This is a genomic window from Limnobaculum xujianqingii (assembly GCF_013394855.1).
Taxonomy (GTDB): domain Bacteria; phylum Pseudomonadota; class Gammaproteobacteria; order Enterobacterales; family Enterobacteriaceae; genus Limnobaculum; species Limnobaculum xujianqingii.
Genome location: NZ_JABMLK010000002.1, coordinates 56,242 through 70,567, shown reverse-complemented (window position 1 = coordinate 70,567; position 14,326 = coordinate 56,242). Strand labels below are relative to the sequence as shown.

11 protein-coding genes are annotated in these 14,326 nt (G+C 48.2%); 5 read left to right on the top strand and 6 right to left on the bottom strand.

Annotated features, from left to right (window positions below):
* The first annotated feature begins 38 nt into the window (after positions 1 to 38).
* The 5 genes from GOL65_RS14300 (at position 39) to GOL65_RS14280 (ending at position 5,711) form a co-directional block, all read left to right on the top strand.
* On the top strand, positions 39 to 470 hold the full coding sequence (locus tag GOL65_RS14300; RefSeq protein WP_140920362.1) for a DoxX family protein: 432 nt from the start codon (positions 39 to 41) through the stop codon (positions 468 to 470).
* Between the two features lie 212 nt (positions 471 to 682).
* Positions 683 to 1,669, top strand: coding sequence for a secretion protein HlyD (gene hlyD / locus GOL65_RS14295; protein ID WP_140920363.1), 987 nt, complete (start codon positions 683 to 685; stop codon positions 1,667 to 1,669).
* Positions 1,670 to 1,678: 9 nt separating this feature from the next.
* Entirely contained in the window at positions 1,679 to 3,433 is a 1,755-nt protein-coding gene (locus GOL65_RS14290) for an ATP-binding cassette domain-containing protein (protein ID WP_140920364.1), read from the top strand.
* Positions 3,426 to 4,580 carry an ABC transporter permease gene (locus GOL65_RS14285; protein ID WP_228723124.1) on the top strand — a complete coding sequence of 385 codons (1,155 nt, stop codon included), beginning with the start codon at positions 3,426 to 3,428 and terminating at the stop codon, positions 4,578 to 4,580. Before GOL65_RS14290 ends, GOL65_RS14285 begins: the two co-directional genes overlap by 8 nt.
* Positions 4,581 to 4,583: 3 nt before the next feature.
* Complete coding sequence (locus tag GOL65_RS14280; RefSeq protein WP_407657505.1) at positions 4,584 to 5,711, top strand: ABC transporter permease; 1,128 nt, start codon at positions 4,584 to 4,586, stop codon at positions 5,709 to 5,711.
* Between the two features lie 202 nt (positions 5,712 to 5,913).
* Here the strand turns inward: GOL65_RS14280 and ftsP are convergent, their stop codons facing one another.
* From ftsP to cpdA, 6 genes are all read right to left on the bottom strand, one after another.
* Positions 5,914 to 7,326, bottom strand: a complete 1,413-nt coding sequence (ftsP, locus tag GOL65_RS14275) for a cell division protein FtsP (protein WP_179038544.1) — start codon at positions 7,324 to 7,326, stop codon at positions 5,914 to 5,916.
* 231 nt (positions 7,327 to 7,557) lie between these two features.
* Positions 7,558 to 8,298, bottom strand: a complete 741-nt coding sequence (locus GOL65_RS14270; protein WP_140920366.1) for a 1-acylglycerol-3-phosphate O-acyltransferase — start codon at positions 8,296 to 8,298, stop codon at positions 7,558 to 7,560.
* Positions 8,299 to 8,563: 265 nt separating this feature from the next.
* Entirely contained in the window at positions 8,564 to 10,840 is a 2,277-nt protein-coding gene (gene parC, locus GOL65_RS14265; RefSeq protein WP_140920367.1) for a DNA topoisomerase IV subunit A, read from the bottom strand.
* A gap of 71 nt (positions 10,841 to 10,911) precedes the next feature.
* Entirely contained in the window at positions 10,912 to 12,801 is a 1,890-nt protein-coding gene (parE, locus tag GOL65_RS14260; RefSeq protein ID WP_140920368.1) for a DNA topoisomerase IV subunit B, read from the bottom strand.
* Positions 12,802 to 12,902: 101 nt separating this feature from the next.
* A complete protein-coding gene (yqiA, locus tag GOL65_RS14255; protein ID WP_140920369.1) occupies positions 12,903 to 13,484 on the bottom strand; it encodes an esterase YqiA in 582 nt (193 codons plus the stop codon).
* Positions 13,484 to 14,311 carry a 3',5'-cyclic-AMP phosphodiesterase gene (gene cpdA, locus GOL65_RS14250; RefSeq protein ID WP_140920370.1) on the bottom strand — a complete coding sequence of 276 codons (828 nt, stop codon included), beginning with the start codon at positions 14,309 to 14,311 and terminating at the stop codon, positions 13,484 to 13,486. The genes yqiA and cpdA overlap by 1 nt, the downstream gene beginning before the upstream one ends.
* Positions 14,312 to 14,326 lie beyond the last annotated feature (15 nt).

Here is a 14,326-nt window from a genome sequence, read left to right as displayed (position 1 = left end):
ATATACATTATCAATGATAGCAAAACAGGACGAAAACCATGCTTGCAAAACTGAATCAGTCATTTACACGCCTGACAGACCATCAGGACGGTGGAAAGCTTCTTTTAAGAGTCGTATTTTCTGTACTTATGATATTTCACGGCGTAGCTAAAATAGATCATGGGGTTGGCTGGATTGGTGACATGTTAGTTGGTCAGGGATTACCTTATTTCATTGCTTACGGCGTTTTTATTGGTGAAATTGTTGCCCCAATACTGATTATTCTTGGCATCTTCACTCGTCCGGCAGCATTAATTGTCGCTTTCACCTTGCTGGTAGCGACTTTAATGGTAGGCACTGCCAAAATATACACGCTAACAAAAGTCGGAGCCTGGGGCTTAGAAACCGAAGCGCTCTATTTCTTTGGTGCTATTGCCACCATGCTGCTGGGCAGCGGCCGCTATTCTGTTGTCGGCCCTGACTACCGTTAATTTCCCCACTCTTTCTGGCCCGGATATACCACTCGTTATTCGGGCTACCTCCATCATTCACCCTGTCTTCTTTCACCGCCATTTAGCTTATTCGCTCATTTAGATAAAGTTTTCGCTCAAATATACATTCATAACCCTTCCTTGTTTATGCTAACGTTAATGACATTACGCTATGGTTAATCGAACCAAAATCGAGACGGAACCAGCATATTATGTCCAAGAAAAAACTCCTTCTGATTATTGTTGTCATCCTCTGCTCCATTGCCGCCTTTTACTCATGGAATGGCTATAACAACAGCCGAAACTCATCGCTATCTCTCTATGGCAACGTTGATATCAGAACGGTAAATCTAAATTTTCGCGTTGGTGGACGTCTGGCTTCATTAACCGTTGATGAAGGCGACCGGGTAAAACCAGGGCAAATTCTTGGCCGGCTGGACGATGCGCCTTATATCAATGCGTTACAGCAAGCCAAAGCTAATGTTGAATCACTGAAAGCCCGTCTGGCGCTGGTACAAGAAGGCTATCGCACAGAAGAGATTGCACAGGTCAAAGCTGCAGTAGAGCAGAGCCAGGCCGCTTATCAATATGCTGAAAGCTTCTATCAACGTCAGTTGGGCCTGTGGAAAACTCGATCTGTCTCCGCAAATACCCTGGATGATTCCCGCAATGCAAGGGATCAGGCCAAAGCCACCTTACAATCCGCTAAAGATAAGCTGGCACAGTTTGAAACTGGTAGTCGCCCGCAAGAAATTGCTGAAGCCAAAGCCAACTTGTCTCAGGCTGAAGCGGCTTTAGCTCAGGCTGAACTGAATTTGTCAGATACCACCTTATTGTCTCCTTCCGAAGGAACCATTCTTACCCGTGCCCTCGAACCCGGCAGCATGCTGAGCGCCAGTAATACGGTATTTAGCCTGTCATTAACCAATCCGGTATGGGTACGGGCCTATGTGAATGAAGTCAATCTGGCCAAAGCAGTTCCCGGTACTGAGCTTGAAATCTATACCGATGCACGTCCCGATAAGCCTTATCATGGCACCATTGGTTTTGTTTCGCCTAATGCAGAATTTACACCGAAAAGTGTCGAAACCCCTGAACTTCGTACCGATCTGGTATATCGCCTGCGTATTATAGTTTCCGATCCGGATGATAATTTACGCCAGGGTATGCCGGTCACTATCGTTTTTCCTGCCCGTTAAGGCTACGCCATGAGTGATACTGACTCAGCAAACGTCCACCATATTGTTCTGGATAACGTTGAGAAAAGCTTTAAAGGATTAACTAAACCCGCTGTCGCCAGCCTGACAACACAAATTGACAGCGGTGCAGTTATGGGATTAGTCGGACCAGATGGTGCCGGTAAAACCACCTTAATCCGCATGCTGGCGGGTTTACTGAAGCCAGATGCAGGAACCATTCGGGTTGTCGGTCTCGACCCCATTAAAGATGATGGCGAGCTGCATGCGGTTTTGGGCTATATGCCGCAAAAATTTGGCCTGTATGAAGATCTGTCAGTCATAGAAAACCTGAATCTGTATGCAGAACTGCGCGGTGTTATTGGCGAAGAACGCAAAGCCGTATTTGAAAAACTGCTGACGTTCACCGATCTCTCCCGTTTTACCGATCGACTGGCGGGTAAGCTCTCTGGCGGTATGAAACAAAAACTGGGTCTGGCCTGTACGTTGATCGGCCAGCCAAAAGTTCTGCTATTGGACGAACCCGGCGTTGGTGTTGATCCCATCTCCCGCCGCGAACTGTGGAAGATGGTGCATGAACTGGCGGATGAAGGCATGCTGATCCTGTGGAGCACCTCTTATCTGGATGAAGCGGAGCAATGCCGTCAGGTGCTGTTAATGAATGAGGGAGAGCTAATTTTTAACGGCCCCCCTCAGGAGTTAACCCAGCGCATGGCAGGTCGAAGCGTTCTGATTGCAGCTACTCAGGGAACCAACCGCAAAATGTTGCAAAAAGCGCTGTCTCTGCCGCAGGTTAGCGATGGCGTCATTCAGGGGAAATCCGTTCGCCTGATTCTGCGTGAAGGAGAGGATCACAGCAAACTCCCCGAATGGCTTGGTCAGCCTGACGCTCAAGTTGAAGAAGCAGAGCCCCGATTTGAAGATGCCTTTATAGATTTATTAGGGGGAAACCCGGCCAGTGAATCCGCTCTGGGGCAAATTATGCCAAGCGTTGAAGGCAATCCTCAGGAGGTGGTGATCGAAGCTATCTCTCTGACTAAAAAGTTTGGCAGTTTTGCCGCAACGGATAACGTGAGCTTTCAGGTGAAGCGGGGAGAAATTTTTGGTTTGTTAGGCCCTAATGGTGCGGGTAAATCCACTACCTTTAAAATGATGTGTGGTTTGCTGGTACCCACTAGCGGAAAAGCGCTGGTATTGAATATGGACCTGAAAACCAGCTCCGGTAAAGCGCGCCAGCGATTAGGATATATGGCTCAAAAGTTCTCGCTATATGGCAATCTGACTGTAGAACAAAATCTGAAATTCTTTTCCGGTGCCTACGGTCTGTATGGCGAGAAACAGAAAAATAAGATAGCCGATATGACCAAAGCATTTAGCTTCACGCCAATCCTTAAGCAAGAACCAAATGCTTTACCCTTAGGATTTAAACAGCGACTGGCCCTCTCCTGCGCACTGATGCATGAGCCTGATATTCTGTTTCTCGATGAACCTACCTCTGGTGTCGATCCCGTTACCCGCCGGGAGTTTTGGCTGCATATTAACGGCATGGTAGAAAAAGGGGTAACGGTGATGGTAACTACCCATTTTATGGACGAAGCTGAATACTGCGACCGTATTGGTCTGGTTTATCGGGGAAAAATCATTGCTGCTGGCTCACCTGACGACCTTAAACAGCAGATTGCCACCCCAGATAACCCTAATCCCACCATGGAGCAGGCATTTATTGATTTAGTATTAGGTTATGACAAGGAGGTTGAAAGTGAGTGATTCCCCGGTCAAAAAACCAAATACCTTTTTCTCCCTGCGTCGCCTGTTCGCCCTGTGCCGTAAAGAGACTTATCAAATCTTGCGGGATCCCAGCAGCGGTCTGATCGCCTTTGTGATCCCACTGATGCTGCTGTTTATTTTTGGTTATGGTATCAATCTGGATTCCAGCAAATTGAAGATTGGTATTTTAATGGAGCAGCAAACCCCGGAAGCTCGCCATCTGGTGGATGCTTTTATTGGTTCCGCCTATATCGCTCCCACCATCAGTACCGACCGTCGCGAGCTTATCCATAAACTGCAAGCTGGTGAAATTCGCGGCTTAGTGGTAATTCCTTCAGATTTTTCACAGCACCTGCTGCGACCAGAAGACACCACACCAATTCAAGTGATCACCGATGGTAGTGAACCCAATACCGCTAACTTCGCTCAGGGATACGCAGAAGGTATCTGGCAAATCTGGCAGCGAAATCAGGCTATCGACCGGGGAGAAAAACCTCAAGGGTTAATCGATGTTCAACTACGCTACTGGTTTAACCCTTCAGCCATCAGCCGCAATTTTATTATTCCCGGTGCAATCACTATTATCATGACGGTAATTGGAGCCATTCTTACCTCATTGGTCATCGCCCGCGAATGGGAACGCGGCACTATGGAAGCCTTGCTTTCAACTCAGGTTACCCGTGGGGAGCTGTTATTATCCAAGCTAATTCCTTATTATTTCCTCGGTATGATTGCTATGGCGCTTTGTGTGGTGGTAGCCGTGCTGGTTATGGATGTTCCCTATCGGGGATCATTACCAATTCTGTTTGGTATGAGCAGTCTGTTTCTTGCCAGCACGCTGGGTATGGGACTGTTGATATCCACCTTAACCCGCAATCAGTTTAATGCGGCTATGGTGGCACTGAATGCGGCGTTTCTGCCAGCGGTGATGCTATCCGGCTTCATATTTGAAATCGACAGCATGCCAGAGGTCGTTCGGGCAGTAACTTATATCATTCCCGCCCGTTATTTTGTCAGTACCCTACAAACCCTGTTTCTGGCCGGAAATATTGGCCCTATTCTGTTTGTTAATTTGCTGTTCCTGATTGCATCAGCGGTTTTCTTTATTGGGCTAACAGCACTGAAAACCAGAAGGCGGCTGGACTAATCTATGACCAGAGATACCCTGACCATACTTCATCGCATGCTGTCGCTGATAGCCAAAGAACTACAGTCACTGCTGCGCGATCCACAAACCAGAGCCATTCTGGTATTACCGGTATTAATGCAGGTTATTCTGTTTCCGTTTGCCGCAACGTTAGAAGTGACTAATGCCAGTATTGCTATCTACAGTGAGGATAATGGTAAAGCCTCCGTTGAGCTGACCCAACGAATTGCCAAAGCGAAAGCCTTCAGCAACGTCATTCTGTTGCACAGTTCACAAGAAATAGAACCGACTATTAATCAGCAAAAAGCACTGCTGCTGGTGCGCTTCCCGGCAGATTTTTCCCGCCTTATTGAAAACGGCCAAACCACACCACTGCAAATTATTCTCGATGGCCGACGCTCTAACAGTGCACAAATTGCCGCTAACTATATTCAACAGATTGTTAAGCAATACCAGTCAGAACTGAGCGCTTCAATACCTAAGCAGAACAATAGCCAACCGGTGGTACGCAACTGGTATAACCCTAATCTGGATTACAAATGGTTTGTGGTGCCATCATTGATTGCCATGATTGTCACCATCGGCGTACTGATTGTGACTTCACTTTCCGTAGCCCGCGAGCGCGAGCAGGGAACCCTAGAGCAACTATTAGTTTCCCCACTGACCACCTGGCAAATATTTATCGGTAAAGCCGTTCCGGCTATGATTGTGGCGATGTTTCAGGCTTCAATCGTCCTGATCATCGGGATCTTTTTCTATCAGATCCCTTTTGCCGGCTCGCTGATGCTGTTTTACAGCACCATGCTGATTTATACCCTGTCACTGGTAGGATTTGGCCTGCTGATCTCTTCGCTGTGCGCGACACAACAACAGGCATTTATTGGTGTGTTTGTCTTTATGATGCCGGCAATTCTGCTGTCCGGTTATGTCTCACCGGTAGAGAATATGCCGGTATGGCTACAAAACCTCACCTGGATTAATCCAATCCGCCACTTCACCGATATCACCAAACAGATTTACCTGAAAGACGCCGATTTCTCAATTATCTGGGGAAGCCTGTGGCCGCTGTTGGTGATTACCGTTACCACGGGGAGTATTGCGTATTGGATGTTCAGGAGGAAGATTAGTTAACAAGATATTGGTCTTTAACTCAGCTAATCGGAGGGAGAGACGGGCGTTGGGGTCGTAGCAGCTTTAGCTGCCGGAGCGCCCCTAGCCCGGCTAGGCCCGACGCACTCGGATACCAAAGTCAGATTGTTTTCCGGCCGGGCACTACGCCAATATAAGCGCAATGCCATTACGGCCGGAATATTCACTGAAGCTAATATCAATATTACTCTTCAACCAACAACTGCCCGATATTCCCGCGGTCAGCAAGCTCCAGATTCTGGCTATAGTACATAAACGGGAAATGCGGCGACGATGGTTGGTTAAACTTCACCAGCAGTTCGACTTTGCCTTCAATCCAAACGGTATCTTTCCAGCCGCTGTCTTCCAATGAAGGATTCGCACCGTTGACTGAGCTGACAAAAAATGAAGCGCCCTGAATATGAAATGCCTGGGGCTTAGCTGCGCTGACAATCCAACGTTCCCATGTACCTAACTTCACTTTAGTGTCGATACGTAATGGATCCCAGATAGCACCATTAATGCCCGGAATATCGCTACCCAACACAAATTCACGCGAACGGGTAATGCTGCCATCCAATACATCTACCGGCTTCAGGCTGGCTGGCAGTTTATCCGTTACCAGCGCCATCAATCCCGTTGGCTTAATGGTTAACACCAGAGATGAATTCAGAATACTCGATGGTTCAAAGAAGCTACGTAGCCTGTCAACAACACCGGCAGAAAGTCCGGCGGAAATGGAGACTTCTTCCCCTTTCGACATATCGATAAGCACTTCACGGCGTTCACCCGGCGCTAAATTCAGCTGAGGAACGGCAACCGGAGCCGTCAACAAGCCTGTGTCATTTGCAATCAGATTGAATGGCCGGTTATCGCTCAACGTTAGGGTATAGCGTCGGGAATTAGAGGCATTCAACAAACGTAATCTGACCCAACCGCGGCCAACCTCAACATAAGGCCCACTAACGCCGTTGGTTAATAAGGTATCCCCCAGAAAGCCAGACTCATTGGTACCGCTAATAGAATATTCCGGCTGACCAAAAGAGCTAAAGTGCTTGTCCTGCAAGATAACGGGAAAATCATTCACACCATACTGATTGGGAATGGTTAAACCACGAGTAATATCATCTTCAATAATCCACATACCGGCCAGACCGTTGTAGATATCAGAAGCAACTTTGTTTGGTGTAATGGCATGATACCAACAGGTTGCTGCCTGTTGGCGCACTGGAATAATCGGTGACCAGTCCACGCCCGGTGACATCATTCGCGCTGCATTTCCCATTAAAGTACCGGGAACCTGAAGCCCACTCACTGTTACAGCGACCGGATCGCTTAAGCGATTGCTGTACACCATTTTGACGTCATCACCATTACGAACCCTTACCGTGGGCCCCAAATAGCGGCCATTAAAACCCATAGTACTAACCCGGGAGCCGGAGATAAACTCCCAGTGGGTACGTTGAAGCGAGAGATAAAGCGGCTGGCCCTTACGGCTTTCCAGCAAAGGAGGAACAGGCAACGCTGCCTGAGGGGCGGCGGCAAACGCCGGAGAAACCATGCTTGCACCCAGTGCGGCCCCTGTCGCCTGCAACAAGCGGCGGCGGCTAATCGGTATCATTTTGTTGTTAATCTTAGCAACCATTCAAACAACCTTCGTGTATATCAGCTAAAGAGATCAATCCCGATCCACTTTATATTGTCAGCGCAAACATCATCACGCCAATGTGTTGGTATCACGTTATGCAAAGAAAAAATGGCAGGATCACAAATGTGCACTGGAGAAAAACCCCAGCACACACATTTCAATCGCTACCTTAAAAATCACCAATAAAAGTGATAAACGCTGTTAACGTTGGCGATCCGCTGCCTCACGCTCAGCAACTTCCTGATCCAGCTGTGCCAATTTTTTTGTCATGATGTCATGGCAGTGTTGCGCCAGTTCACGCACCTGATCTTTATCATAAACGCTGGTATCAATAGGAGACATCATTTCCACAATCGCATGACCATTGTTCCAACGATTTAGCTTTATTTTACCGCTGGTACTGGAAACACAAATAGGTACAACCGGCACGCCAGCCGCAATAGCCGCATGAAAAGCTCCGGTTTTGAACGGTAATAAACCCCGTCCTCTACTGCGTGTTCCTTCCGGAAACATCCACACCGAAATATCCCGTTTTTTCATCTGCTCGATAATTTGGTAAATGGTACCGCGAGATTTGGTTTTATTATTGCGATCAATCAAGATATTACCAGTCAGCCAATAGAAAGGGCCGAAGAAAGGAATCCACAGCAGGCTCTTTTTACCCACTGTCACCGTTCTTGGCTGTACCGCAGCGGCCGCCGTTACCATATCGTAATTATTCTGATGATTAGCGATATAGATACAGTTTCCGTCAGCTTTAACCGCCGGATTAACCCGTGTTTCGACGGTTAAGCCAAATACCGGTGCCAGACGACCAAACAGTCGACCGAAAGTATAGGAATGACGAGGATTGCGCGGGCTAAAAAGACAATATATCGAGCCACCCAGACAGACCAAAATACAAAATGGAATAACAATCAAAGCACGCAAAATAACTAACATATAAACCTCATTCATTTATAGCCGATAAGTATACCGACTTATAAAGAAAACGCACTGATTCCAATAATAAGTTAAGTGGAGGGAATCAATTTTATTTCAATCACTCATAATGCAAAAGATCCTCTTTTGCTTACTCGTGTTCTCATTATTCAAAACCAAATCAATCTAATCCTTTCATTAGCCAGAAACACCGCGGTTGCAGAAAAAAACAGGCTGTTCTGTAAACAGAGCAGCCTGAATTTTTATCAATATTCCCGCAGTTGAATCACTCCGTAACCGGAGCCTCTTCAGTCGGCGAAGGAGGAGTTTCAACATCAATATTATCGATGCGTTGTAGTCCTCGCGGTAGCAGAGTCCCTTTACGGCCTCTCTCTGCACGGAATTTCTGTAGGTCTTCCGGACGCAGTTGCAGCTTACGTTTACCTACGTGTAGTGTTACTGATGATTTCGCCGTCAGAATAAACAGATAGGCAATACGATCTTCACCTGAAGCTGCCTGTGCCGAAGGAATAGAGATAATCTTGTTACCCTTACCTTTCGACAGCTGTGGTAAATCACCTACCGGGAATAGCAGCATTCTGCCAGCAGCGGTAATGGTTAACAGTAGATCGTCTTCACTGTTTACTTCCAGCGGAGTTAGCACTTTGGCATTATCCGGCAGAGTGATCATTGCTTTACCGTTGCGGTTACGCGCCACCAGATCTTCAAAAGTACAGATAAAGCCGTATCCGGCATCCGATGCCATCAACAGCTTCTGATCGTCCGCGTGCATTAACACCTGTTCAACCGTTGCTCCCGGTGGCGGCGTGAGTTTTCCGGTCAACGGCTCACCTTGTCCGCGAGCGGACGGTAACGTCAACGGATCCAGCGCATAGCTACGTCCGGTAGAGTCAATAAACACCACAGGCTGATTGCTCTTACCACGAGCAGCGGCTTTGAAGCTGTCACCGGCACGATAGCTCAGTCCGGATGGCTCAATATCATGGCCCTTGGCGCTACGAACCCATCCCATATCGGAAAGCACAATAGTCACTGGCTCAGAAGGAACAAAATCGTGTTCGCTCATCGCTTTGGCTTCGGTGCGAACCACCAGCGGTGAACGACGATCGTCACCATAGGTTTCTGCATCAGCCAGAATTTCTTTCTTGATCAAAGAGCTGAGTTTACGATCGGAACTTAACAGACCTTGCAGACGGTCACGCTCTTTTTCCAGTTCAGCTTGCTCACCGCGGATCTTCATCTCTTCCAGCTTGGCAAGATGACGCAGTTTCAGTTCCAGAATGGCTTCGGCCTGAGTATCACTGATGCTAAAGCGCTGCATCAATACCGGCTTTGGCTCATCTTCGGTACGAATAATTTCGATCACTTCATCGATATTCAGGAAGGCGGCGAGTAAACCATCTAAAATATGTAAGCGTCTCAGTACGCGTTCCAGACGGTGATTCAAACGACGAACCACGGTATCACGACGGAACACTAACCACTCCGACAGGATCTCAACCAGATTTTTCACCGCCGGACGACCATCCAGCCCCAGCATATTCAGGTTAACGCGGTAACTTTTTTCCAGATCGGTGGTGGCAAACAGATGATTCATCACCTGTTCTAAATCGATACGGTTAGAGCGAGGTACTAACACCAGACGAGTTGGATTCTCATGATCTGACTCATCACGCAGATCCTCCACCATCGGCAGCTTTTTAGCCCGCATCTGGCTGGCGATCTGTTCTATCACCTTAGCACCCGAGGTTTGGTGCGGAAGTGCAGTAATGACGATATCGCCATCCTCTTTCTTCCACACGGCACGCATACGGATTGAACCTTTACCGGTCTGATAAATCTTCTTGATTTCATCCTGCGAAGTGATGATTTCGGCTTCCGTCGGATAGTCTGGCCCCTGAATTTCGGTCATCAGGTTATCCAGCGTAGCGTTGGGATTATCCAACAGCATTACCGCCGCATTAGCCACTTCGCGCACGTTATGCGGAGGGATATCCGTTGCCATACCAACAGCAATACCGGTCGTCCCGTTCAGCAGGATATTCGGCAAGCGTGCAGGCAGCATTTTAGGCTCCTGCATGGTGCCGTCGAAGTTTGGTACGTAATCTACGGTTCCCTGTCCCAGTTCACCCAACAACAGTTCGGCATATTTAGACAGGCGGGATTCGGTATAACGCATGGCGGCGAACGATTTCGGATCGTCCGGTGCCCCCCAGTTCCCCTGACCGTCTACCAACGGGTAACGATAGGAGAATGGCTGCGCCATCAATACCATCGCTTCATAACAGGCGCTATCGCCGTGAGGATGATATTTACCCAGCACGTCACCCACGGTACGCGCTGATTTCTTAAACTTAGCCGCGGCATTCAGCCCCAGCTCAGACATTGCATAAACAATACGACGTTGTACTGGCTTCAAACCATCGCCGATAAACGGCAATGCGCGATCCATAATGACGTACATTGAGTAGTTAAGGTACGCATTCTCAGTAAACTGGTGGAGCGGCTGCTGTTCCACACCGTCGTGAGTTATATCACTCATAGAATTACTCTTTCCTTTCCCGCTTCTATTTAAAGCATTGGCTAAATAAAAACGGGGTTCAGATACTGATATTAAACATCAAGTTCCACACGATCGCCTTTTTCCTGTAACCAGTTACGGCGGTCTTCTGAACGTTTCTTGGCTAACAGCATATCCATCAAGGCCATGGTGGTTTCGCTGTCTTCGAGCGTTAGCTGAACCAAACGACGGGTATTTGGGTCCATCGTGGTTTCACGCAGCTGTAGCGGGTTCATTTCACCCAGCCCTTTAAAACGCTGTACGTTTGGTTTGCCTTTTTTGCGTTTTAGCTGCTCCAGCACACCCTCTTTTTCCTGTTCATCCAGCGCGTAGTAAACCTCTTTGCCCAGATCGATGCGGTACAGTGGCGGCATTGCCACATAGACATGCCCCTCTTCTACCATCTTACGGAAATGGCGAACAAACAGTGCGCAAATCAGGGTGGCAATATGCAGACCATCGGAGTCCGCATCCGCCAGGATACATATTTTACCGTAACGCAGTTGGCTGAGATCGTCACTGTCAGGATCGATACCAATCGCTACCGAAATATCATGAATTTCCTGAGAGGCCAGAACCTCATCAGAAGAGACTTCCCAGGTGTTAAGGATCTTACCCTTCAGCGGCATAATTGCCTGGAATTCACGGCTACGAGCCTGCTTGGCAGAACCACCCGCAGAATCCCCTTCCACCAAAAACAGTTCGGTAACGCTTAAATCTTGCGATGAGCAGTCAGCCAGTTTGCCAGGCAGCGCAGGCCCACTGACCAGTTTTTTACGCACTACCTTTTTGGCTGCCCGCATACGCTGCTGGGCACTGGAAATGGCCAGCTCGGCTAACTGTTCAGCCGCCTGTACGTTCTGGTTCAACCACAGACTAAAAGCATCTTTAATAATGCCGGAGACAAAAGCAGAACTTTGGCGAGACGATAAGCGTTCTTTGGTTTGACCGGCAAACTGCGGATCCTGCATTTTCAGGGAAAGAACATAAGCACAACGATCCCAGATATCTTCCGCACTGAGCTTCACGCCGCGGGGCAGCAAATTACGGAATTCACAGAATTCACGCATCGCATCCAGCAAGCCCTGACGCAGGCCGTTAACGTGGGTACCACCCTGCATGGTTGGAATCAGGTTGACGTAGCTTTCGCTTAGTACTTCTCCCCCTTCCGGCAGCCATAACAGCGCCCAGTCCACCGCTTCAATGTCACCGGCAAAAGCACCAACAAATGGTTTTTCCGGCAGGGTTATCAGGCCATTTACCGCTTCCATCAGGTAATCGGTTAAACCATCCTGATAGCACCAGCGCTGTTCAGTACCATTCACTTTATCGGTAAAAATAATTTCAACGCCCGGACAGAGAACGGCTTTCGCCTTTAGCACGTGCACCAGACGGGAGACAGAAAATCTTGGGCTGTCAAAAAAGCTGGGATCGGGCCAAAAGTGAACGCTGGTGCCGGTATTACGGCGACCACAGGTACCGATAACCGTCAGATCCTGCACTTTGTCACCGTTTTCAAATACTATGCTGTATACCTGCGCATCACGACGCACAGTGACTTCCACACGAGTAGACAGGGCGTTAACCACTGAAATACCTACCCCGTGCAAACCACCGGAAAACTGGTAGTTTTTGTTAGAGAACTTACCACCGGCGTGTAAACGGCACATGATAAGCTCAATCGCTGTCACCCCTTCTTCAGGATGAATATCGACAGGCATACCACGACCGTCGTCGATCACTTCCAGCGACTGGTCTTCATACAATATTACTTCTATTTTACTCGCGTGACCGGCTAACGCCTCATCAACGCTGTTATCAATAACTTCCTGTCCGAGATGATTCGGACGAGAGGTATCGGTGTACATGCCGGGACGGCGTCGTACTGGTTCAAGGCCGCTGAGCACCTCAATGGAATCAGCGTTATAACTGGATTGGCTCATTGTTTGGTTTCTGGATAAGTTTCAGGGCATAAAAACGATCATTGTTTATTATCGGTGTAAACCGGCTAACCTTCCATAGTATGGCAGGCCGAAGCTACTTATTAAGCCGCAGCAAGCCCTAAAAAATCAACAATCGGGGAAAAATAGTGATCAAAGCTGACAAAACTGTGGTTTCCACCGGACTCCACGGTTTGTCGACAAGAAGTGTAGTAAGTCACCGCCTGACGGTAATCAAGCACTTCATCTCCTGTCTGTTGCAGTAGCCACAACAGGTCCGGAGACTCCAGCGGTTCTATCTGCATGACTTTGAGGTCGTAAACGTGACGTGACTCTATCACATATTGCTGTCCGGTGTAGGGATTCTGATGCTCTCCAATATATTCCTGCAACCACTCAAAGGGTTTTACTGCCGGATTAACCAGCACCGCAGGCAACATAAAACACTGCGATAGCCAGGTAGCATAATATCCCCCCAACGAAGAACCGACGATCCCCAGAGGTTCTCCCACACGATCCAGTACTATTTGCTCCAGTAATTCAGCCGCTTCCGCCGGAGAAGGCGGTATCTGTGGAATCAGCATCTCAATGTTTGGATGATGTTCCGCCAGCCAACGCTTAAAATTAACGGCTTTAGCCGACTGAGGCGAACTATTAAATCCATGTATATAGAGCAAAGTCGTCATCAATAACCATCCGAGTTCATGTCAGGACGGAATACATCACCTTCAAGGCGGCATACCGTAGTTTCAATGGAACCATCAGAATAGAGATCGAGATAACGCCAGCCTGGCGCTAAGTCATCAATAGTAAAGTTAGTACAGTGGGGTTTAAATTGCACGCAAGTAGAAGGCGATGCCAAAACGCGCCGCCCATTCCAGTCAAGATCGAGATCCTGATGGATATGTCCACATAGCAATGTTTTAGCCTGAGGGTGTCTGTCAAGCACTTCCGCTAACATATGGGCATTACGCAGGCTGTGTTGATCCAACCAGGTACAGCCCGAAGAGTGAGGGTGGTGGTGAAGTAAAATCAATGCATGACGATCGCTGTACTGTGTCAGTGAACGATCGAGCCAATTCAGTTGGTATTCACTCAGTTCACCGTGAGGTACACCTAATACCTGACTATCCAGTAAAATAACGTACCAGTCTTCGCCAAGCAGTACCTGTTTAGAAGGGAGGATCTGTGCCGCTGCCATGGCATCAACCATAGCCGGCTGGAAATCATGGTTACCCGGCAGCCATACGCAAGGTGCCGGTAAAGTCGCAATACCCGCGGTAAAACGTTCATATGCGGCAAAAGAGCGATCCTGAGCTAAATCACCCGTCGCTACGATTAAATCGTAATCGTGCCCCCTTTCGGCGACTGCACGCAATACTGCCTGATAACTTTTCAGGGTATTTACCCCTAAAAGCGTTTCATCAGCACCAGCAAATAAGTGAGTATCAGTAATCTGTAAAACTCTCACTTTAGACCCACGCGCTAAAGGGAGTTGAAAAAGGCTTTCCAAGAGATTTCCTTCAAA